The sequence below is a fragment of the Limnohabitans sp. B9-3 genome (assembly GCF_002778325.1).
GTDB lineage: Bacteria > Pseudomonadota > Gammaproteobacteria > Burkholderiales > Burkholderiaceae_C > Limnohabitans > Limnohabitans kasalickyi.
On the sequence record NZ_NESI01000010.1, the window covers coordinates 111,433 to 132,900 of the forward strand.

Annotated in this window: 21 protein-coding genes; 12 read left to right on the forward strand and 9 right to left on the reverse strand. The window is 59.2% G+C overall.

Annotated elements, in window-relative coordinates:
* Position 1 precedes the first annotated feature (1 nt).
* Positions 2 to 775, reverse strand: coding sequence for a class II glutamine amidotransferase (locus B9Z42_RS14655; RefSeq protein ID WP_100134153.1), 774 nt, complete (start codon positions 773 to 775; stop codon positions 2 to 4).
* Positions 776 to 832: 57 nt separating this feature from the next.
* Positions 833 to 2,308 (reverse strand): MFS transporter, encoded by a 1,476-nt coding sequence (locus tag B9Z42_RS14660; protein ID WP_100134154.1) that lies wholly within the window; start codon positions 2,306 to 2,308, stop codon positions 833 to 835.
* Positions 2,309 to 2,355: 47 nt separating this feature from the next.
* On the opposite strand from B9Z42_RS14660, the gene B9Z42_RS14665 reads away from it, so the two are divergent.
* Complete coding sequence (locus B9Z42_RS14665; protein ID WP_100134155.1) at positions 2,356 to 3,567, forward strand: FAD-binding domain-containing protein; 1,212 nt, start codon at positions 2,356 to 2,358, stop codon at positions 3,565 to 3,567.
* Here the strand turns inward: B9Z42_RS14665 and B9Z42_RS14670 are convergent.
* From B9Z42_RS14670 to B9Z42_RS14680, 3 genes are all read right to left on the reverse strand, one after another.
* Complete coding sequence (locus tag B9Z42_RS14670; RefSeq protein ID WP_199172095.1) at positions 3,533 to 3,928, reverse strand: hypothetical protein; 396 nt, start codon at positions 3,926 to 3,928, stop codon at positions 3,533 to 3,535. The genes B9Z42_RS14665 and B9Z42_RS14670 overlap by 35 nt on opposite strands.
* 105 nt (positions 3,929 to 4,033) lie before the next feature.
* Positions 4,034 to 6,253: a malate synthase G gene (locus tag B9Z42_RS14675; protein ID WP_100134156.1), complete on the reverse strand. Its 2,220-nt coding sequence runs from the start codon at positions 6,251 to 6,253 to the stop codon at positions 4,034 to 4,036.
* 130 nt (positions 6,254 to 6,383) lie between these two features.
* Positions 6,384 to 7,412: a C4-dicarboxylate ABC transporter gene (locus B9Z42_RS14680; RefSeq protein ID WP_233203662.1), complete on the reverse strand. Its 1,029-nt coding sequence runs from the start codon at positions 7,410 to 7,412 to the stop codon at positions 6,384 to 6,386.
* A gap of 53 nt (positions 7,413 to 7,465) precedes the next feature.
* Here B9Z42_RS14680 and B9Z42_RS14685 point away from each other — a divergent pair, with 53 nt between their 5' ends.
* Genes B9Z42_RS14685 through B9Z42_RS14695 form a run of 3 tightly spaced genes read left to right on the forward strand, consistent with a single transcriptional unit; the run spans position 7,466 to position 10,929 of the window.
* A complete protein-coding gene (locus tag B9Z42_RS14685) occupies positions 7,466 to 8,407 on the forward strand; it encodes a LysR family transcriptional regulator (protein ID WP_100134158.1) in 942 nt (313 codons plus the stop codon).
* The gene (locus B9Z42_RS14690) at positions 8,404 to 9,243 is read left to right on the forward strand and encodes a ChbG/HpnK family deacetylase (RefSeq protein WP_233203663.1); all 840 of its coding nucleotides are present in this window, start codon (positions 8,404 to 8,406) and stop codon (positions 9,241 to 9,243) included. The genes B9Z42_RS14685 and B9Z42_RS14690 overlap by 4 nt, the downstream gene beginning before the upstream one ends.
* Before the next feature lie 36 nt (positions 9,244 to 9,279).
* Positions 9,280 to 10,929 carry a glycosyltransferase family 39 protein gene (locus B9Z42_RS14695; RefSeq protein WP_100134159.1) on the forward strand — a complete coding sequence of 550 codons (1,650 nt, stop codon included), beginning with the start codon at positions 9,280 to 9,282 and terminating at the stop codon, positions 10,927 to 10,929.
* On the opposite strand, the gene B9Z42_RS14700 is transcribed toward B9Z42_RS14695, so the two are convergent.
* On the reverse strand, positions 10,852 to 11,223 hold the full coding sequence (locus B9Z42_RS14700; protein ID WP_100134160.1) for a GtrA family protein: 372 nt from the start codon (positions 11,221 to 11,223) through the stop codon (positions 10,852 to 10,854). The two genes, B9Z42_RS14695 and B9Z42_RS14700, sit on opposite strands and share 78 nt — an antisense overlap.
* Before the next feature lie 4 nt (positions 11,224 to 11,227).
* On the reverse strand, positions 11,228 to 12,283 hold the full coding sequence (locus B9Z42_RS14705; RefSeq protein WP_233203664.1) for a glycosyltransferase family 2 protein: 1,056 nt from the start codon (positions 12,281 to 12,283) through the stop codon (positions 11,228 to 11,230).
* Positions 12,284 to 12,338: 55 nt separating this feature from the next.
* On the opposite strand from B9Z42_RS14705, the gene argS reads away from it, so the two are divergent.
* The 8 genes from argS to B9Z42_RS14745 all read left to right on the forward strand — a co-directional run bounded on the left by argS (position 12,339) and on the right by B9Z42_RS14745 (position 20,369).
* Positions 12,339 to 14,048, forward strand: a complete 1,710-nt coding sequence (gene argS, locus B9Z42_RS14710) for an arginine--tRNA ligase (RefSeq protein WP_100134162.1) — start codon at positions 12,339 to 12,341, stop codon at positions 14,046 to 14,048.
* A 24-nt stretch (positions 14,049 to 14,072) separates the two neighbouring features.
* Positions 14,073 to 14,741: an SPOR domain-containing protein gene (locus B9Z42_RS14715; RefSeq protein ID WP_100134194.1), complete on the forward strand. Its 669-nt coding sequence runs from the start codon at positions 14,073 to 14,075 to the stop codon at positions 14,739 to 14,741.
* Positions 14,742 to 14,762: 21 nt separating this feature from the next.
* On the forward strand, positions 14,763 to 15,413 hold the full coding sequence (locus B9Z42_RS14720; protein WP_100134163.1) for a thiol:disulfide interchange protein DsbA/DsbL: 651 nt from the start codon (positions 14,763 to 14,765) through the stop codon (positions 15,411 to 15,413).
* Between the two features lie 107 nt (positions 15,414 to 15,520).
* Positions 15,521 to 16,081: a lipopolysaccharide transport periplasmic protein LptA gene (gene lptA / locus B9Z42_RS14725; protein ID WP_369806882.1), complete on the forward strand. Its 561-nt coding sequence runs from the start codon at positions 15,521 to 15,523 to the stop codon at positions 16,079 to 16,081.
* Positions 16,078 to 16,860 (forward strand): LPS export ABC transporter ATP-binding protein, encoded by a 783-nt coding sequence (gene lptB / locus B9Z42_RS14730; RefSeq protein WP_100134164.1) that lies wholly within the window; start codon positions 16,078 to 16,080, stop codon positions 16,858 to 16,860. The genes lptA and lptB overlap by 4 nt, the downstream gene beginning before the upstream one ends.
* Positions 16,861 to 16,864: 4 nt before the next feature.
* On the forward strand, positions 16,865 to 18,436 hold the full coding sequence (locus tag B9Z42_RS14735; protein WP_100134165.1) for an RNA polymerase factor sigma-54: 1,572 nt from the start codon (positions 16,865 to 16,867) through the stop codon (positions 18,434 to 18,436).
* An 8-nt stretch (positions 18,437 to 18,444) separates the two neighbouring features.
* A complete protein-coding gene (locus tag B9Z42_RS14740; protein WP_100134166.1) occupies positions 18,445 to 19,875 on the forward strand; it encodes a class I SAM-dependent RNA methyltransferase in 1,431 nt (476 codons plus the stop codon).
* Between the two features lie 11 nt (positions 19,876 to 19,886).
* Positions 19,887 to 20,369, forward strand: coding sequence for a putative toxin-antitoxin system toxin component, PIN family (locus B9Z42_RS14745; protein WP_233203665.1), 483 nt, complete (start codon positions 19,887 to 19,889; stop codon positions 20,367 to 20,369).
* Between the two features lie 58 nt (positions 20,370 to 20,427).
* On the opposite strand, the gene B9Z42_RS14750 is transcribed toward B9Z42_RS14745, so the two are convergent.
* Positions 20,428 to 20,952 carry a CinA family protein gene (locus B9Z42_RS14750; RefSeq protein WP_100134167.1) on the reverse strand — a complete coding sequence of 175 codons (525 nt, stop codon included), beginning with the start codon at positions 20,950 to 20,952 and terminating at the stop codon, positions 20,428 to 20,430.
* Positions 20,949 to 21,437 (reverse strand): phosphatidylglycerophosphatase A, encoded by a 489-nt coding sequence (locus B9Z42_RS14755; RefSeq protein WP_100134168.1) that lies wholly within the window; start codon positions 21,435 to 21,437, stop codon positions 20,949 to 20,951. The genes B9Z42_RS14750 and B9Z42_RS14755 overlap by 4 nt, the downstream gene beginning before the upstream one ends.
* Positions 21,438 to 21,468 lie beyond the last annotated feature (31 nt).

Genomic DNA, 21,468 nt, shown 5'->3' on the forward strand with positions numbered 1-21,468 from the left:
TTTAGGCCTCGCGGCCTTCGACAAAGACCTTTAGCTCTCCGGGCTTAAATTCGGTCCACACCTCATCGGTGGTCAGTGGCGCGGTGACCACCACAGCCACACGGTCATCGGGCTTGGCATGTTCAGCGAAGTTGATGCGCATGTCCTGATCGCTCAAGGTGGCCGTGGCAAATGGGTATTGACGCTCGATGTACCAGAGGTGGGTCGACGCATGGGCCCACAGCGCCTGCCCGTTGGAGAGTAAAAAGTTGAACGTGCCGTGCTTAGCCACTTGTGGCACCAACTCGCGCAAGGTCAACGTGAGCTCGGCGACAGACGGCACGCTGGCGTGTGATTTGGCCAGCTCTTGCATCAGCCAACAAAACGCCTCCTCGCTGTCGGTATGCCCTACCGGTTTGAAGTTGCCGTGCAAGTTAGGTTGGTAATTTTCTAGGTTGCCGTTGTGGGCAAACACCCAATAGCGGCCCCAAAGTTCGCGCACAAAGGGGTGGCAGTTTTCCAGCGCCACGACGCCTTGTGTGGCTTTGCGGATGTGCGCAATGACGTTGCGACTTTTGATCGGGTATTGGCGAATCAGCTCTGCCACGGGCGACTTGCTGGCGGGCAAATGGTCAATGAAATGGCGCAAGCCGCGGTCTTGCTCGGAGCCTTCAAAAAACGCAATGCCCCAGCCGTCACCGTGGTGATCGGTGACGCCCGCGCGCTGGGCAAAGCCACTGAAGCTGAAGGTGGCATCTGTGGGGTTGTTGCAGTTGAGGCCTAACAGTTGGCACATGGTGAGGGAACTTTGTGAAGAAAAAGAGGGCGAGACTTGTTGGCGTTGCGCTGCGGATTAAGGTGCGACGGTGTCTTGTCGTGGTGCGCGCGGCTCACGAATCTGCCAAGCGGCCACCAGCGCGAAGGCACACACGCCGGCCAGCATCAAAAACACATCGTCAAATGCGGCCAGCCTAGCGGCCGAGGTGGTGCTGTTGACCAAGGTGTCACCATGCACAGCCAGGCGCCACTCCAACAAAATACCGCACAAGCTGACCCCAGCCGCACCGCCCAGCATGCGTAAAAAATTAATGGCACTGGCGCCCTGAGGAATCAGGTGGGGTTGCAGTGACCGCATGGCGCCCAGGTTAAGTGAAGGCAAGATGAAGCCCAGCCCAATGCGCCCCAAAATGGCCAAGGCCACCAACACCCACAGCGCCGTTTGTAAATTGACCAGCAGCATCAGCGCGAACGACAGCGCCAGCAGTGTTAGACCAAAGCTCACAAACAAATGCGTGGGGTGCGTACTGGCATAGCGTCCCACCACGGCAATGGTCAAGGCCAGTAACAAGCCAGACGGCAGCATCAAGGTGCCCACATGGCTGGGGGAGAGTCCCAGCCCCAGTTGCAAATACACCGGAATCAAATAGGTCGACCCAAACATGGCGATGCCGTAGATGAAGGCGACCAGCGTACCCATGGCAAATGGCCGATGCTTGAACAGGCTCAAATTCATCAAGGGCAAGCCACCACGCTGAGCCTGCACACGCTGCCAGAACACAAAACTCACGATACACACCAAGGCCCCCGCGATCAACCACGCCGAGTTGGTCCAGTGACCGCTGTGCAGCAAGACCAAGCCATTGAGCAAACACAACGTGCCTAAGGTGGCGAGGGTCAGTCCGCCGACATCAAGCGTGGGTTTGCCGTGATTGGCCGTCACGCCACCGGGGGCGGTGATGGGGACGTAGCGTTTGGCCATCCAGAGGGAGGCCAAGCAAAACGGGATCACCATGAAAAACAAGGAGCGCCAGCTCATCCAATCCACCAAAATGCCGCCAATGCTGGGGCCGATGGCAGGTGCCAGCACCACGCCCATGCCAAAGAAGCTGTTGGCACGGCCTTGTTCGGCATTGTCAAACGCCCGCAAGATGATGATGGCGGGAATGGGTTGCACCACGCCAGCGGCGAGCCCCTCGCTCACCCGAGCCACCAGCACCCAGTTGTAGTCGTTGACCAGCCCACCGCCTATGCCCGCTGTCATCAACAGCCACATGCAGCCGTAATACGTGTTGCGGTAACCAAAACGGGCCAGTAACCAAGGGGTGGTGAGCATGGAGACCGTCATGGCCACCATGAAGCTGGAGCTCACCCATTGCGCCTGTTCTTGGCCAATGCCAAAGTGCAAGCTCATGTCGGGAATGCCCACGTTCATGATGGTGGAGGACATGATGGCCGCCATGGAGCCAATCATGACCGTGGCCAACATCAACCAGCGATGGCGCGTCCCGTAGCGGCTTTGGAGATCGGCAAGAGAGCCAGGTGCGTGCATGCGACCAAGTGTAGCTACGCTGGCAGGGCACAATTGACAAAAACAATATGCACGTATTTCCTCCTACGCTCGAAGCCGCGCGGCAGCGCTTAGCCCAAGTCAACCCCAGAGATTACGCCCAGACGCGCAATGCGTTGGAGGGCGCGGTGACGGATTTGTCTCCCTATTTGACCCATGGATTTTTGAGCGTAAAAGATGTGGCCTTTGCCATGTACAAAAAGCACCGTTTAGGCGTGCAACACAAGTTGTTGTTTCAATTGGGTTGGCGCGAGTACTACCAACATGTGCATGGCCACCTTGGCGACGGCATCGGTCAGTCTTTGCATGAAGGCGTGCTGCCGGATGACGCCTACAGCTTGGTCGTGCCCGACGATGTGCGCACCGCTTGCTCGCATGTGCCGGTGATTGACCAAGCAGTGCGCACACTCTACGCCACCGGTTATCTGCACAACCACGCCCGCATGTGGCTGGCGAGTTATTTGGTGCATTTGCGCAAAGTCCATTGGCGTGTGGCGGCCGATTGGCTTTACAGCCATTTGCTCGATGGTGACTTGGCCAGCAACTACATGAGCTGGCAGTGGATCGCGGGCACCAGCAGCAACAAGCCGTATTTGTGCAATGCAGAAAGCATAGAAAAATTTACACCGCCGTCTTGGCACAGCCCAGGGACGGTGTTGGATGAGAGCTACGAGGTCCTTGATTTGCTGGCGCGCAGCCGTGCCACGTTGTCGCACGAGCGCCGCGACAGCGCGCCTTGCCAAGAGCCCCCTGTCTCTTTGCAACCTCCTGAACATTTCGGATTTACCGCACCCGTCCATCGCGCTGTGTTGAATAAAACGGTGTGGTTGGTGCATCCTTGGCATTTGGCAGACATACCCCCTGATTTGCCTGACGACGTGGTGTGCGTGGCGGTGGCGTGGTCTGACCTCCCGTGGGCGCAGCCTTGGAGCCTCGCACGTTGGCAGTTTGTAGGTTTGCGCATGTCGAATCTCGCGCCACAGCGTTGGTACGGCACACAACAACAAGTGGCTTTGGCCTTGTCAACCGCTGCACAGGTGCACACGGTGGCGCATTTGCGCTTGCCAGCGCTTGCGAGCGTCAACTTAATTCAGCGACCGGCACCGCGCTTGTTCAAGCCGATTGAAAAACCCCAAGAGTCATTTTTCAAATGGTGGACGCAAGTGACCAAAGACGTGCGCCATTTGCAGCAACTGGTGCTGCCGCTTACTCGGTCGGAGCCAAGCGAACCGATGAAATGAAGTACTGGGTCTCGCCAAAACACTCGGGCAGGCCTCTGTGTTGCGCATATTCCAGCACCACTTTTTGGCCAATGTGGGCGTTGATTTGATCGGCAATGGCGGTATCACGCACGGTGAAGGCGAACTTCTCGGGGATGGTGGGCATATTGGCCAAGGCGCGCATTTGCTCGCCCTCCCACGTCTTGCAGACCCAGCCCTTGTAGGACAGCTTTTGCACATAGCCCACGCTCTCGCCCTGGGAGTAAGTGAAGTTGTAGGCAAACAGCAAGTAGCCGCCGGCTGCCAATGCCACGAAGAGCACCAAGCCCATTAAGGAGCGCAAGGCGATGCGAATCAAAGTTTGGCCAAACGGGGTGGACATGGTGTTTCTCGAAAGAATTGAAAAGTACGCTGAATCATAGTGCCGAGCCTCCATGAAAAACGGCTCCCGAAGGAGCCGTTTGCGCCAGGTCAAACTGAAGGCAGATTACGCCGCGCCAGCCTTGACCTTCAAGCGCCAGGCGTGCAACAAAGGCTCGGTGTAGCCGCTAGGCTGCTCTTTGCCTTTGAACACCAAGTCGAGGGCGGCTTGGTAGGCAGCGCTCTTGCTGAAGCGGCCGGCCATTTTTTGGTACAGCGGGTCACCAGCATTTTGTTTGTCCACCACCGACGCCATGCGCTTGTACGTGGCTTTCACTTCGGCGGGTGTCACCACGCCGTGGAGCAACCAGTTGGCAATGTGTTGGCTAGAAATACGCAGCGTGGCGCGGTCTTCCATCAGGCCCACGTTGTGGATGTCCGGCACTTTCGAGCAACCCACGCCTTGGTCAATCCAGCGCACCACGTAGCCCAAGATGCCTTGCACGTTGTTGTCCAACTCTTGTTGCTTGTCGGCGTCTTTCCACTTGGGCTTGGCCACCACGGGCACTTGCAGCAAGTCGTCCAAGATGCCGTCGCGCACTTTGCTGTAGTCGACTTTTTCCAACTCTTTTTGCACATCCACCACTTTGACTTGGTGGTAATGCATGGCATGCAACACGGCGGCGGTGGGGCTGGGCACCCAAGCGGTGTTGGCACCCGCTTTGGGGTGACCAATTTTTTGCTTCAGCATCTCAGCCATCAAGTCGGGCATGGCCCACATGCCTTTGCCGATTTGCGCTTTGCCGCGCAGGCCGCATGACAAGCCAACCAGCACGTTGTTCTTTTCGTAGGCCTGAATCCAAGCGCTGGACTTCATGTCGCCCTTGCGCATCATGGGGCCGGCGTACATGCCTGTGTGCATTTCGTCGCCAGTGCGGTCGAGGAAGCCGGTGTTGATAAAGGCCACGCGGCTGGCCGCAGCGGCGATACAGGCCTTCAAGTTCACGCTGGTGCGGCGCTCTTCGTCCATGATGCCCAGCTTGACGGTGCTGTCAGCGAGACCTAAGACCTTCTCGACGCGACCAAACAACTCAGCGGCAAACGCCACTTCGGCTGGGCCGTGCATTTTGGGTTTGACGATGTAGACCGAGCCGGTGCGCGAGTTGCGAATGCCGTCTTTGCCGTGGCCTTGCAAGTCGTGCAGGGCAATGGCGGTGGTGATCACCGCATCCATGATGCCCTCGGGGATCTCGTGTGTGGCGCCGTCTTTGCCGGTGTACAAAATGGCGGGGTTGGTCATCAAGTGACCCACGTTGCGCAAGAACAGCAACGAGCGGCCATGCAGCTTGACGGGCTGGCCGTCTTTGCCGGTGTAGACGCGGTCAGCGTTGAGGCCACGCGTGAAGGTCTTGCCATTTTTCTCGACAGCCTCGGTCAAAGTGCCTTTGACGATGCCCAACCAGTTGCCATAGGCCAGCACTTTGTCTTCGGCGTCCACCACGGCCACGGAGTCTTCCAAGTCCAAGATGGTGGACAAGGCGGCTTCCACGATCAAGTCGCTCACGCCCGCTGCGTCAGACGCACCGATGGCGGTGTTGCGGTTGATTTGGATGTCCAAATGCAGGCCGTTGTGTTGCAACAGCACCGACGACGGTGCAGCCGCATCACCTTGGAAGCCGATGAATTGCGCGGCTTTGGCCAGCTTGGTGGTCTTGCCGTTTTTCAGGGACACGACCAACTCGCCACCGACCACGGTGTAGCCGGTCGAGTCGATGTGCGAGCCGCTCTTCAGAGGGGCTGTGCGGTCCAACACAAAGCGTGCGTATTCAATCACTTTGGCGCCGCGCACGGGGTTGTAGCCTTTGCCTTTTTCTGCGCCGTTGGTTTCGGGCAAGGCGTCGGTGCCGTACAGGGCGTCATACAAAGAGCCCCAACGTGCGTTGGCGGCGTTCAAGGCGTAGCGGGCGTTCAACACGGGCACCACCAGTTGGGGGCCAGCTTGCAAGGCCAATTCGGCATCCACGTTTTTGGTGGTGGCCTTGACCTTGTCGGGTTGGGGCACGAGGTAGCCAATTTTTTCGAGGAAGGCGCGGTAGGCCTTCATCTTTTTGATGGGACCAGGGTTCGCTTTGTGCCAAGCATCCATCTCGAGTTGGATGCGATCACGCTCGGCCAACAAGGCGATGTTCTTGGGGGCCAAGTCTTGCACGATGGCATCAAAGCCGCTCCAGAACTGCGCTTGGCTCACGCCAGTGTCAGGCAACACTTGGGTGTTGATGAAGTCTTGCAACTGGGTGGCAACTTGCAGGCTGTGAATGGCCGTGCGGGGGGTGGTGCTTGGGGTCATGGGTCAACGCTCTCCGGTAGTTTTAAAAATACAGATCTCAAAGACAAAAATTCAGGACGAATCTTAGGCCAAAGCCACGCTCTTATTGCGTGGCTAAATTTTTCAGATGTCGTGACTTCTAGAGGCCTAATCAGCCTTCGGCCACCAGCAGCGTGCCTGCGCGCAAACCGCGCCAAGTGCCGAGGGTCAAGCCCAAAATCACCAACGAGGTGATGGCCAACATGCCCGTCGCTGGCAGTTGCAGCCAAGCGCCCTCAGGCGTGCTGCTCAGTTGCAACGTCAGTGCGGTGAATGCAGCCAGCGGAAAGCTCATGCCCCAATGTCCCATGCCGAAGGGCTGTGCGCGGATGGCATCGAGTTGGGTCAGCGCCCACATCAAAAAGAACAGGCCTACGCCCCACAGGGCCCAAACAACAGGCATGGGGGTGTTCAATTGCAGCATGTCGAGGCCAATGATGGAGGGGGGCACGACGGTGATGAAGAGCGCGGGGCTCATGCGTGCAGGCAGGGGTCCGGCTTGCACCAAGCGCACGATGAGCAAGGTCTGCAGCACTGGCCACAGCAGCAGACCGATGCCCATTTGGGCGGTGGCCCAAGGCGCAAACCCCATCGTCACGCCACCCAAGGGCGCCAACACGTTGCCGACGACAGGGATGAACAACACGGGGGTGAATGTGGTCCATTGCAAGCCGCCTTCTTCTTTGGGGCGAAGCCAGCGTCCCAGCACCCAGACCGTGGCGGCTAGTTCCAACAGCGAACCGGTCAGCCAGGTGATGCGCAGCAGGTGGTCCAGCCAAGGAGCTGTATTCCAAAACAGCGCCGTCCCTAAGGTGGACAGCAACAGCAGCGAAATGGGCAGGGTGGCCATGAAGGCATGACGTACGGGGTGCCTCAAGTCGGCTTGTACGGCGGGAGCGTGGACTTTCAGCCGGACGATGCACGCGAGGCAAAGTGCACTCAATAGCAGCAACGCGAAAGCACCAGCCACCCAGCTCAAGCTCAGCGCCGTGCCACCCAGCACATCGGTGGCACGCAGCCAAGCTTGTGCCAAACCGCACCAACCCATGACCGGCACAAACCAAGCAGGACCCATGTGGGCGAGTCGTGCCTTGGTGTTGTGAGTCCAAGGTGTGTGGGTGGCTAGGTTGGCGGCGTTCATTGGGACGATTTTAGGCGTGGGCTTCGCGGGGCCCCCCGTGGATAATCGACGGCATGGACAAACTCAAAGTCTTCGAGTCCTTCGTGTCGGTGGCCCAAAAGGGTAGCTTGACTGCGGCCGCCGTTGCCGAGGGCGTGGCACCTGCCATCATGGGCCGACGTTTGGACAGTTTGGAAGCGCACTTGGGCGTCAAGCTCTTGGTGCGCACCACGCGGCGCATCACGCTCACGCATGAAGGCACCGCCTTTTTAGAGGATTGCCAACGTTTGTTGGCCGAGGTGGCCAACGCCGAAGCCAGTGTCAGTGCAGGCGGCTTGAAAGCCAGCGGCCATTTGCGCATCACCGCGCCTGCTGGCTTTGGACGTCGCCATGTGGCGCCGCTGGTGCCCAAGTTTCACAGCATGCACCCCGACGTGACGGTGTCGCTCAACCTCAGTGACCGTGTGGTCGACTTGGCCGCCGAAGGTTTTGACTGCGCGGTGCGCGTGGGCGATTTGCCCGACTCCTCGCTGGTCAGCGTGCGCATGGCCGACAACCGTCGTCTGTGCGTGGCCACTCCTGAGTTTTTGAAACGCTACGGCACGCCTCAAACGCCGCATGATTTGATGCGCTTTCGCTGCCTCACCCTGTCCAGCGATGCGTCGCAAACCCGCGGCTGGGCCTTTCGTGCGCCCATCGCTGCCAAAGACGGCGATGTCGCAGGCCATGAGGTGATTCATCTGCGCCCTAGTGGTCCGATGGATTGCTCCGATGGCCAAGTACTGCACGACTGGTGCATGGCGGGATACGGCATTGCATGGCGCAGCACTTGGGAGGTGGAGGCCGAGGTCAGCAGCGGTCAGTTGGTGACGGTGTTGAACGATTTTTCCGCACCGCCCAACGGCATCTATGCCATTTTTTCGCAGCGCAAGCATTTGCCGCTGCGCTTGCGTTTGTGGATTGACTTTCTCAAAGACCACTATGGCCAAGCCGCCTATTGGAGGGCTGTCCAGTGAGCGTTTCATCTGTGCGTGACGTGGTGCTTTGCGCAGATGACTATGCGGTCAACGCGCCCACCTCACAAGGCATCCTGGCTTTGGTGGTGTTGGGCCGTTTGAGTGCCACCAGCGTGATGACGTGCTCGCCCCGTTGGGCGGAAGACGCGCCGGCGCTGAGCGACTTGCGAGGCCGTTTGGATGTGGGTTTGCATTTGGACTGGACCAGCAGCTTTGCCCAAAGCGCCGGTTTTGGTGGCGCTTTGAGCACGGTGATGCGCCGTGCTGCGTTGCGTCGCTTCGATCGCCAAGCGCTGCGCGATGAGATAGAGCGCCAACTCGATGCCTTTGAGCAGCACTGGCACGCCGCGCCAGACCACATCGATGGCCACCAGCATGTGCATCAGTTTGCAGGTTTGCGTGATGCGCTGTTCGAGGTGCTGTTGCGCCGTTATGGCAACGCTGCGTCGCGACCTTGGCTGCGTATTTCCAATGTGGCACAAGCTGGGTTTAAGGCGCGTGTGATCTCCACCATGGGCTCTAAAACTTTGCAGGCTTTGGCGGACGATCACCACTGGCCCACGGTCAGCCCGTTGTCGGGCGCCTACGCATTTGACGGCAGCGTGGCCGACTACGCGAAACGCATGCAAGGTTGGCTGGCGGACTTGCCCCCAGCCTCGGCCAAACCCGCCGCCATCATGTGCCACCCAGGTGCGTCGATCCAAGCCGATGATGACATTGGACCTGCCCGCGCCCGTGAGTTTGCGTATTTGGCCAGCGACGATTTTGTCCAAGATTTGCGCGATGCGGGCGTTCGCTTGGTCCGAGGCAGTGGCTTGCCCATGGCTTCGGTTTGACCGTGTACCGATGCTGCGATTCACCTGCGTTTTGACATGACCTCCTCCTCTTCTTTCTCCGAACGCAGCCGCACTTGGGCGCTGTGTGTGTTGCCGTTGCTGTTGCTGGTCTTGGCCGCCTTGCGCCCTTTGGCCTTGCCCGATGAGGGGCGTTATGCGGAGGTAGGTCGATGGATGTTGATGAGTGGCGACTGGCTGACCCCACGCTTGGACGGTATTCCTTTCTTTCATAAACCCCCCTTGCTGCATTGGTTAGAAGCCAGCGCCATGGCGGTTTTGGGCGTCACGCCTTGGGCGTCACGCCTGGTCGTAGCGTTGCATGTTTTCTTGATGTGGGCTTTGCTGTGGGCCTGTGCGCGCCACATCGCAGGCTTGGCAGTGGCCAACCGCGCGGCTTGGATGCTGGGCAGCAGCTTGGCGTTTTTGATGGGCGGCCAATACGTGAACCACGACATGATGGTCGCCACGTGGATGGGCGTGGGCATTTGGTGTTTTGCCCGGGCCCTGATGCATGCGGATGGCGTGCACGCGGGTTGGGCACGCGCGGGTTTCATCGCCTGCGCGTTGGCCGTCTTGAGCAAAGGCTTGATCGGTTTGTTGCTCCCCGGTTTTGTGCTGTGCCTCTGGGTGACGTGGACGTGGCAATGGCGCAAAGTGTGGGCCCTGCCTTGGTTCAGTGGCGTGCTGTTGTTTGCGGCCGTGGCCTTGCCGTGGTTTGTGTTGGCGGCGCGTGAGCATCCAGACATGCTGGCCTATATGTTTGGCAAGCATCAGTTTGGCCGATACACCGCCACCACCTTCAACAACGCCAGACCTTGGTGGTTTTATGGCCTAGCCGTGACGGTGTTGATGTTTCCGTGGGTGTTTTTGGTGTTGGCCAGCGCTTGGCGCAGTTTGCGCCACAGGCTGACCGCGCTGAACGTGGGCGCCGATGTGGGTGTGGGTGCGGACCCGCGTTGGACCGCACTGTGCTGGATTTGGCTGATCGCCATTTTGGGATTTTTCTCCATCCCCAACTCCAAACTCATTGGCTACGCCTTGCCCGTCGTGCCCCCGCTGGCGCTGCTCGCGGCGCTGTGGTGGCAGCGTCATGTGACGCCGCGCGCTTGGGGTGAGCGTGTGTTTGCCATCGTTGTGGGTCTCAATGTGGCGCTAGCGGTAGGCGGGCATGTGGCTGCTGAGCGCTTCACCCAAAAGCACAGCAGCATGGATGTGGCCGCTGTGCTCGCGTGCCAAGCGCGTCCTTCAGACGTGGTGGCCGCGGTGGACGAGTACCCCTACGATTTGCCGTTCTACGCGCAAGTCACTCGCCCGCTGGAAGTCATCCAAGACTGGGACACCTTGCGCCAGACCTCAGGCGACAACTGGCGCCGTGAGCTGTTTGAAGGCGCCGATTTTGATGCGCAAGCCGGGCGCAGTTTGGTGCCGTTGACGCGCTTGGAGAGCTTGAAGCAAACTCCGCGCGCTTGGGTCGTAGCACCCAACACGTCAGGTACGCTGACTGCGCAGAACCACGCAGGATTTGAGTTGGTGTTTGCGGGTCGCGCTTGGAATCTGTACCAATCCAATGCAGTGGCCTCAGGTGCGTCGGCCTCAACTTCGTCTGCGTCAAGCGCGTCTGCGAAAAGCCCAGAAGCGGCTGAGCAAAAAGGTCTGCGCGGATGCAAAGATCAAGGCAAAAAATAAAGCCAGCCAATCTGGCAAAGCCAAGCCGCGCAGCAGCGCCACAAACATGAGTTCGTTGGCGACAAAGCCCGCCAGCGCGGTCGCCGCAAAGCGACGCAGGCTTTGCCAAAAGCTGGTGTCTGCGTCTTGAAAACTCAAGCGCCGATGGCCTGCAAAGCTCACCACAAACGCCACGCAAAAGCCTGCGGCATTGGCCAACTCGGGCAGTAGATGGGCTTTGGTCAGCTCAAACACCCCCATGTGGGTGGCCGCTGCGGCGCTGCCCACCACCAAAAACCAAAAACCACTGTTCATGGGCTTAGATCGGGTGTTCGTTGTCAAACTGAGCCATCGAAGGCGCTGGCGCTTTGACGGGCGCCAAGGCCAAGCCAGAACCCCAGTGGTGGCTCACCAAATACATGGGCCGCTGCTTGACCTCTTCGTAAATACGTCCCACGTACTCGGCCAGCACGCCGATAGACAACAACTGAATGCCACTGAAAAACATCATGCCCACCACCAGCGTGGCATAGCCAGGGACACTGATGCCCCACAAAAAATATTCGGCCACCACATAAGCACCGTAGCTCAAGGCAACCATGGCCAGCAGCAAGCCTGAAACCGTCAAAGCGCGCAGCGGCGCAATGGAGAACGCCAACACGCCCGTCAAGGCCAAGGCAAACGACCCACGCAAGCCAAAACTGCTTTCGCCCGCGGCGCGGGGCAGCGGTTCGTAGTCAATGGCCGTGCTGGCAAAGCCGACCCAGGCGTAAAGGCCTTTCATGAACCGGTTGCGCTCGGGCAATTGTTTCAGCGCATCCACCACGCGGCGGTCCATCAAGCGAAAGTCGCCCGCGTGAGCAGGAATCTTCACGCGGTTGCCCATGTTGATGAGCTTGTAAAACATGCCCGTCAGCCCTGCGTGCAAGGCCGATTGGTCGTCGCGCGTGCGGCGAATGGCGTACACCACGTCCGATCCTTCACGCCAGCGTTTGACCATCTCTGCCACCAGAGAAATGGGGTGCTGGCCATCAGAGTCCATCAGCACCACCACCTCGCCGCGCGCAGCGTCAATGCCGGCGGTCAGCGCAGCTTCTTTGCCAAAGTTACGTGACAGGTTGATGCCCACCACCTCGCGGTGCGCTTCGCACAAGGCTTGGATGACCTGTGCCGTGTCGTCACGACTACCGTCGTTGATGAGCACGATTTCCACCTGCGAACCCAGCGCCTGCAAGGCTTGCAGCACCTGTGGCACCAAGGTGCCCAGGTTCTTGCCCTCGTTGTAGGCGGGCATGACGCACGACAGGGTGGGGGTGTATTGGAAACGGTCGATGGGTGTGAGGGTGTGGGCGTCGCGCATAGTGGGGTAGATCATGCCAAAAAATAAGGCGTGCCCCTTGAAAGTGAGGGCCGCCCCGTAAAATCTAGCCATGCTCCAAGTTAAACAAGAATTGCTGGCCGCCCTGAGCCAAGCCCTCGACGGTTTGTTGCCCGGTTCCGGCAACAAAGCCGCTTTTGAATCTCCTAAGGTCCCCGCGCATGGCGACTACGCCATCACCGCGGCCATGCAGCTGGCCAAACCCCTCAAGCTCAACCCACGTCAGCTCGGCGAACAACTGCGCGACGCGCTGTTGGCGGCGCCCGTTTACCAACAGTGGGTGCAAGACATCGAGATCGCCGGTCCCGGCTTCATCAACATCCGCTTGAAGCCCGCTGCCAAGCAACAAATCGTGCGTGAGGTGTTGGCCGCCAAAGATTGTTTTGGATTCCAAGCCGACAACGGCCAACGCGTGTTGGTCGAGTTTGTGTCTGCCAACCCTACCGGCCCGTTGCACGTAGGCCACGGTCGCCAAGCCGCGCTGGGCGACGCGATTTGTAATTTGTTTGCCACGCAAGGCTTCAACGTCTATCGCGAGTTTTATTACAACGACGCGGGTGTGCAAATCAACACTTTGGCCAAGAGCACGCACTTCCGCGCCCAAGGCATCAAGCCTGGCGACGCCAGCTGGGCCGTGGACCCTGAGAACCCAGAGAGCAAAGCGTTTTACAACGGCGACTACATCCAAGACATCGCCACCGATTTCTTGGCGGGCAAAACCGTCAAGTCCGACGACCGCGAATTCACCGCCAGCGGCGATGTGAACGATGTGGACGGCATGCGCGAGTTCGCTGTGGCCTATTTGCGCCACGAGCAAGACCTCGACTTGAAAGCCTTTGACGTCAAGTTCGACAACTATTACCTCGAGAGCAGCCTCTACACCAGCGGCAAAGTAGCCGATGCGGTGGGCCGCTTGCAATCAGCTGGCAAAACCTACGAACAAGACGGTGCGTTGTGGCTCAAGTCCACCGACTACGGCGACGACAAAGACCGTGTGATGAAAAAGACAGACGGCACGTACACCTACTTTGTGCCCGACGTGGCGTACCACATCACCAAGTGGGAGCGTGGTTTCACCAAGGTGGTGAACATCCAAGGCACAGACCACCACGGCACCATCGCCCGCGTGCGCGCTGGCTTGCAAGCCGCCAATGTGGGCATCCCCGAGGGCTACCCCGATTACGTGTTGCACACCATGGTGCGCGTGATGCGCGGCGGTGAAGAGGTGAAAATTTCTAAGCGAGCCGGCAGCTACGTGACCTTGCGCGACTTGATCGAGTGGACCAGCAAAGACGCGGTGCGCTTCTTCTTGCTGAGCCGCAAGCCTGATACCGAGTACACCTTCGATGTGGACTTGGCTGTGCAAAAGAACAACGACAACCCCGTGTACTACGTGCAATACGCACACGCCCGCATTTGCTCAGTGCTGCGCGCCTGGGCCGACAAAGACGGCGGCGATGTCGCCTCTTTGCAAGGGGTGGATTTGTCAGCGCTGGAAAGCCCGCAAGCCCAAGCCCTCATGTTGCAACTGGCCAAGTACCCCGCCATGCTGAGCGCCGCATCGGCCGACTTTGCGCCGCACGATGTGACCTTCTACTTGCGCGACCTCGCGGCCAGTTACCACAGCTACTACGATGCCGAGCGCATCTTGGTCGATGACAAAGCGGTGAAGAAAGCGCGCTTGGCACTGGTGGCAGCGACTGCACAGGTGCTGCACAATGGTTTGGCGGTGTTGGGCGTGTCTGCCCCCGCCAGCATGTAACTCTGTCTTCGGAGACCTATGTCAATCGTGAATCAACAACGCGGCGGAACCTTGGTGGGTTTCATCATGGGCTTGGTCGTGGGCATGACCGTGGCCTTGGGCGTGGCTGTCTACGTGACCAAGGTGCCCATTCCTTTCATGAACAAGGGCATGACCCGCTCGGCGGACCAAGATGCTGCCGAAGAGAAGAAAAACAAAGATTGGGACCCCAACGCCCCGCTTTACGGCAAGAATCCCGCCAAGCCTGCTGACAAGGCTGACGTTGTGCCAGAAGCCCCCAAATCCGATGCCAAGCCGGAGGCCAAGCCTGACGTGAAGCCTGCAGAGTCCAAGCCTGATGCTGCCGTCAAAGTGAATCCCAAAAGTGCTGATCCTTTGGGCGATTTGGCCAAAGCCAAAGCCGACCTGCAAGCCGTCGAGCCCAAGCCGGGCCCTGCTCCCATGCCTGTGGCAGCGGACCCTTTTATTTACTTTGTGCAAGCCGGCGCTTATCGCACCCCTGAAGAGGCCGATGCACAAAGGGCCAAAATGGGTTTGCTGGGGCTGGATGCCAAGGTCAGCGAACGTGACCAAGGCGGCCGCACCGTGTACCGTGTTCGCGTGGGGCCTTTGGACAAGGCCGATGCAGAACGCGTGCGTGCCAAGCTCGAAGCCGCGCACCTCGACTCCGCCATGGTGCGGGTGCAACGTTAAATTTTCCTTTGAGGGTGACTTATGAAACGTCGTGATTTTTCTTTAACCGCCATCTCCATGGCCGGTTTGCCGTTATGGGCGCAAGCCCAAGGCCCCGCTGCCGGTAAAAAGCCGGAAGAAGGCATTGAGTACGTCACCTTGGACAAACGTGTGCCCACCGAAGTGGACGCCGGCAAGATTGAGGTGATCGAGTTCTTTTGGTACAGCTGCCCGCACTGCAACGCGTTCGAACCGCGCTTTGCGTCTTGGATCAAGGCCTTGCCCAAAGACGTGGTGGTCAAACGCGTGCCGGTGCGTTTCCGCGATGACTTTGAAGCCCAGCAGCGCGCCTACTACGTGTTTGAGTCTTTAGGTTTGATCGATACGATGCATGGCAAGCTGTTTCACGCCATTCACACCGAGCGCCAGACGCTCAACACGGGCGCCGCGTTGGCCGCTTGGGCGGGCAAAAACGGCATGACCGAGCAAAAATTCAGCGAAACCTTCAACAGCTTTGGCGTGGCGACCAAGGCGCGCCGCGCTACCCAGCTGCAAGAGGCATTCAAGGTGCAAGGTGTGCCTGCATTGGGTATTGCGGGGCGCTTTTATACCGATGGCTCGCTGGCTGGCAGCATGGATCGCGCCGTTCAAGTGACCGACTTCTTGCTGAGCGAAGTGCGTCGCGGACGCTGACCCCTACACTGACCCCAATGGCCACCCCGTTGGCCTGAAAGAGACCCATGGTGTGATCTGGGGCATGGTTAGAATCATCCTCAGTTAAATACAGCAATATTCGTGCCTTGAACTCTCCCCTTTCTTTGTTGATGGTCTTGCTGGTGGCATTGGCCCCAGCCGCGGTGTGGGCCGAAAAAGCTGACCGCGACAAGCCCATGAACATCGAGGCTGACAACTTGGTGCACGATGAGCTCAAGCAAATCAGCGTGTTCACAGGGCGTGCCGTGTTGACCAAAGGCACCATGATTCTGCGTGGTTCACGCATTGAAATCCGCCAAGACCCAGATGGCTATCAATTTGGCATCATCCTGCCCGAGCCCAATCAACGCGCTTTTTTTCGTCAAAAACGTGAGGGTGTGGATGAGTTCATGGAAGGTGAAGGCCTGCGCATCGAGTACGACGGCCGGATTGACCGCATCAAGTTGATCGACCAAGCCGAGGTGCGTCGCTACCGAGGCGCTGCGCTGGCTGACCAGATGACCGGCAAGCTCATCACCTATGACAACTTGACCGATGTGTTTGCCATCGATGGTCAGCGCACGGAAGAGGGTGGCAAATCCTCTGGCGGCCGTGTGCGTGTGATTTTGGCACCGCGCAACAAAACTTTGGACGCCGATAAAAAGTGATCGTTCCCCTGTCTCCCGCCACACCAACGCCTGCTGCTGTGAGCCGTCTGGAAGCGCTTCACTTGCAAAAGTCGTATGGCAGCCGTAAGGTGGTGCACGACGTGTCGATTGCGGTGAACAAGGGCGAAGTGGTGGGTTTGTTAGGCCCCAACGGTGCCGGTAAAACCACCTCGTTCTACATGATTGTGGGCTTGGTGCGCGCCGATGGCGGCACCATCACCATTGACGGCCAGCCCGTCACGCATTTGCCGATTCACCGCCGCTCGCGTTTGGGGCTTAGCTACTTGCCGCAAGAAGCGTCGATTTTTCGCAAGCTGAATGTGGAAGACAACGTGCGCGCCGTGTTGGAGTTGCAGCGTGACGACCACGGTCAATCGCTGAGCCACGACGAGATTGAAAAGCGGTTGACGTCGTTGTTGCAAGAGCTGCGCGTGGAGCACTTGCGTGCATCGCCATCGATGGCCTTGTCGGGCGGTGAGCGGCGACGCGTCGAGATTGCGCGTGCCTTGGCCACCAACCCACGTTTCATTTTGTTGGATGAGCCGTTTGCGGGCATTGACCCGATTGCCGTGATCGAGATTCAACGCATCATTGGGTTTTTGAAAGCGCGTGGCATGGGCGTGCTCATCACCGACCACAACGTGCGCGAGACCTTGGGCATTTGCGACAACGCTTGCATCATCAGCGATGGCCGCGTGCTGGCGCAAGGCACACCGACCGAGATCGTCGAAAACGCCGACGTGCGACGCGTGTATCTCGGCGAACACTTCCGAATGTGATGGCATGAAACAAGGCTTATCACTCCGCGTTTCCCAGCATCTGGCGCTCACGCCTCAGTTGCAGCAGTCCATCCGACTGCTTCAACTGTCCACCCTGGAGTTGAGCCAAGAGATCGAGCAAATGCTCGACGACAACCCCTTTCTCGACAAAGAGTTTGAAGAGGCGCCGCGTGAAGAGTTTGGCCTCGACAAGGCCGACGCACCCACGCGCGACGAAGAGGTCGAGTCTGTACGCGAGGTGCCTTCGCTCGACGGCGGCATGTCCGAAATCACCGTCGACAACACAGCCAGCGACACCGAGCCCAGCGTGGACGGGATTGCCGAAAGCTGGGATGGTGACGGCAGCGTGGAGTTTTCCGCCGACGACTCCGAGTGGGGCGGCGACGCACCCGCCAGCAAAAACAACAACACCGCCGACAGCGATGTGGCCGACGCCACCGAGCTGGCGCGCAGCCAAGAATCGCTGACGTCCTTTTTGCACCGCCAAGCTTTGGCTCTGCGCCTAAGCGAGACCGATCGCGCCGCCCTGCGCTACTTGATCGAAAACCTCAACGACGACGGCTACCTCGAAGACAGTTTGCGCAGCTTGGCCGAAGGCTTGGGCGGCGACGACGAAGAGCAAATCGAAGAACTCGAACATCGCTTCCAAGTGGCGCTGTCGTTGCTGCAAAGCCTAGAGCCCGTCGGTGTGGGCGCGCGCCATTTGGCTGAGTGCTTGACCTTGCAACTCAAGGCCATGGACGTGGTCAGCGAAGAAGCCACCAACGTGCGCGACGTGGCGTTGGCCATGTGCAAGCAGCCGCTGGAGATGTTGGCCAAACGCGATTTCAAACGCTTGGCCGTGGCCGTGAACGACAGCGAGGCCACCGTGAAGTTGGCCATCGCCTTGATCGCCCGTTTGGAGCCCAAGCCCGGCCGTCGCTTTGCCGATGTGGAGCGCCATGTGGTGGTGCCCGACGTGTTGGTGACCCGCGTGGGCAAGTCCACCATCGCCCCCAAATTCCGCGTGGCCCTGAACCCCGATGTGATGCCGCGTTTGCGTGTGCACGACATTTACGCCAGCGCCTTGAAAGGCGGCAAGGGGGACAACCACGCCGGCTTGCAGCAGCGTTTGCAAGAAGCGCGTTGGTTCATCAAAAACATTCAGCAGCGCTTTGACACCATCTTGCGCGTGAGCAATGCGATTGCCGAGCGCCAGAAAAACTTCTTCATCCACGGCGAACTCGCCATGCGCCCCATGGTGCTGCGCGAGATTGCCGAGGAGTTGGGGCTGCACGAGTCCACCATCAGCCGTGTGACCACCAACAAGTACATGAGCACGCCCTACGGCACCTTTGAGCTGAAGTATTTCTTTGGCTCGGGGTTGGAAACCGACAGCGGCAACAACGCCTCCAGCACGGCGGTGCGTGCGTTGATCAAACAATTCGTAGCCAACGAAAACACCAAGAAGCCCCTGTCAGACAACCAACTGTCTGAGATGCTGAAAGAACAAGGCATTGAGTGCGCCCGCCGCACCGTGGCCAAGTACCGTGAGGCGCTACGCATTGCGCCAACCACTTTGCGCAAAGCGCTTTAAAGACATTTATGAATCAGTTGACCCTTTTCTTGCCCTGTGCGGCAGGCGTTGAAACCTATTTGGCCACCGAGGTCAAACGCATCACCGGCGTGGCCGATGAGGATTTGCGCGCCTTCCGCGCCGGCGTGATGGTGCGTGCCTCATGGCGCGATGCCATGTTGCTCAACCTGCACAGCCGTTTGGCGCAGCGCGTGTTGGTGGAGTTGTCGCACACCTTTTATCGCCAAGAGCAAGACCTCTACAACGCCGCTTGTGAAGTGGCGTGGGAACTGTGGTTCTCGCCCAAAGAGTCGTTCAAAATTGAAATCACCGCGCAGCACAGCCCGTTGAAGAGCTTGAACTTTGCGGCCCTCAAAATCAAAGACGCGGTGGCCGATCGCTTCCGCCACAAAACGGGCGTGCGCCCTGACGTCAACACGCAGTGGCCCGATGCTCGAATCTATGCGCACTTGACCACCGAGAACCTCACCCTCTACATCGACACCTCGGGCGAGCCTTTGTTCAAACGCGGTTGGCGTGCCGACAAAGGCGATGCGCCCTTGAAAGAAACCTTGGCCGCTGCCATGTTGGCGGCCAGCGGCTGGAGCCAAGGCGATGGTACGGCGGCCAATCCAGACGGCTTGGTGGCGCAAGGTGTGCCGTTGTATGACCCGTGTTGCGGCAGCGGCACTATCGCCATTGAAGCGGCGCAAATCGCGTGCAATATCGCGCCCGGTTCGATGCGCCGTTTTGGCTTCGAGAAATTGGTGCCTTACCAAGCCCACGTGTGGCAAGGTTTGCTCAACAACGCACGCAACCAAGAATGCGAACCGCGTGCGCCGATTTTTGGCAGCGATGTGGCTTTCCGTATGGTCGACTTTGCCGAGCGCAATGCCGAACGTGGCGGCGTGGCGCACGCCGTGCAACTGCGCGGTGGTGATGCCTTGCAGCGCATGCCCCCGTGCGAGCAACCCGGCATCATGCTGGTCAACCCGCCGTATGGCGAGCGCATTGAAGCCGCCGGTATTGCGGGTGCTGCACGCCGTGCCCGTTATGCACCACCTAGCGAATACGTGTCGCCTTACGAAGACGTCAACAGCAATGGCGATGCGGGCTTTGACGATGCCGCGTATGACAACGGCATGATTCGTGATGATGTGCCGCGCTTCGGCGCCCGTGACATTGCTCAAACCGAAGACGGCGGCGACTTCTTTGCCCAACTCGCCAGCCATTGGAAGAAAAACTACGCCGGTTGGTCGGCTTGGATGTTGACCCCCGATCTCAAGCTGCCCACCCGCATGCGCTTCAAAGAGTCGCGCCGCGTGCCCATGTGGAACGGCCCCATCGAATGCCGCATGTTCCGCTTTGATTTGCGTGCTGGCTCGATGCGCAACAAGTCTAGCGACGGCCAAGCCCCTGAGGCTCACCACACCGAGGGCAAAGGACCAGCAGCATCGTGATCTGTGATGGCGTGAGTGAAGATTTGAATGTTGGCACGCGTGACGGCTTAAATTTACAAGCCAGCCCGCCACCTGTGCTTGTGGTGCTCGACACCAACATCGTGCTCGACCTGTGGCTTTACCGAGACCCAGCAACGCCCGACTTGCAAGCCGCTTTGAGCGGCAAGTCTGTGCAGTGGTTGGCCACGCAAGTGATGCGTGACGAGCTGGAGCGCGTTTTGGCTTACACCCACATCGCCCGGCGCTTGGCCTTCAGCGCGTTGACGGCTGAAGACATCTTGCGCCAGTTTGATGCTCATGCGGTGTTACAGCCCATCGCGCCCAAAGCGCTGTTCATCTGCAAAGACGGCGATGACCAAAAGTTCATCGACCTCGCGGCGCAGCTCAAGGCACAACTCATCAGCAAAGACAAAGCCGTGCTGACCATGCGCAACCGCATGGCGCGGTTGGGAGTGGCAGTTGCCAAGCGTTTTCCGGCTGTGTTGCCGGTTTGAGATGCGAATGCGGCTAGGAGCGGCTAGCGCGTTGTCGTATCCGTCAGTCACCTAAGTTTTAAGGCGTTTGCAGCAAGGCCAGCAGCGTGCGCAAGGCGTGCTGCACCGTGGCCTCTCGCACTGCAGCGCGGTCGCCCGCGAAGTGCATCAGCTCGGTTTTGACCCAAGCGGTTTCTGCGCCCAGTGTGGGCCCCGCATCGCTGGGCAAGGCCCAGCTGAACCACACCGTGCCCACGGGCTTTTCTGCTGATCCGCCAGTGGGGCCTGCCACGCCCGTCACCGCCACCGACACCTGCGCTCGTGAATGGCGCAGCGCACCCAAGGCCATGGCTTGCGCCACGGGCGCGCTCACCGCACCGTGCTGGGCGATCAAGGTGTTGTCCACGCCCAGCATCTCGTGCTTGGCCTCGTTGGAGTAGGTCACAAAACCGCGCTCCAGCCATTGGCTCGATCCGGCCAAGTCGGTGCAGCTTGCCGCGATCATGCCGCCCGTGCAGCTTTCGGCTGTGGCCAACATCCAGCCGTGTTGCAACAAGGCTTGCGCCAAGCGTTCTACGTCAGTCTGTGTTGTTTGTGTCGTCATAGCGTTCTCCATAAGGCCATCACCAACAGGGTGCAAAACGCGGCCACAAAGTCATCGAACAGGATGCCCCAGCCACCGCGCCAGCCGAAGCCTTTGAACAGCTGATCGGCCCAACGCACCGGGCCAGGCTTAGCCGCATCAAAGTAGCGAAACAAGATGAACGCTGCCAACTCGCCGCCAAAGGTGGTGGGCGTGACCAGCCACAAAATCAGCCAAAACGCGACGATCTCGTCCCACACAATCGCGCCCGGGTCGGCCACGCCCATATGGCGTGCAGTGACCGTGCAAGCCCACCAACCCACCAGTGTGGACACCCCAATCAGCACACCCATTTGGAAGGGCGTCAACCAAATTTGCAAGAGTAAAAACACCGCCCACGCCCACAAGGTGCCTGCCGTGCCCGGCGCGAAACGGCTCAGTCCAGATCCTGCGCCAAGCGCGATGAAATGGGCGGGGTGAGAGAGAACGAAGCGGCGGGTCAGCATTTCGGTTCAGTGTTTTTTGGGTATCTGAGGG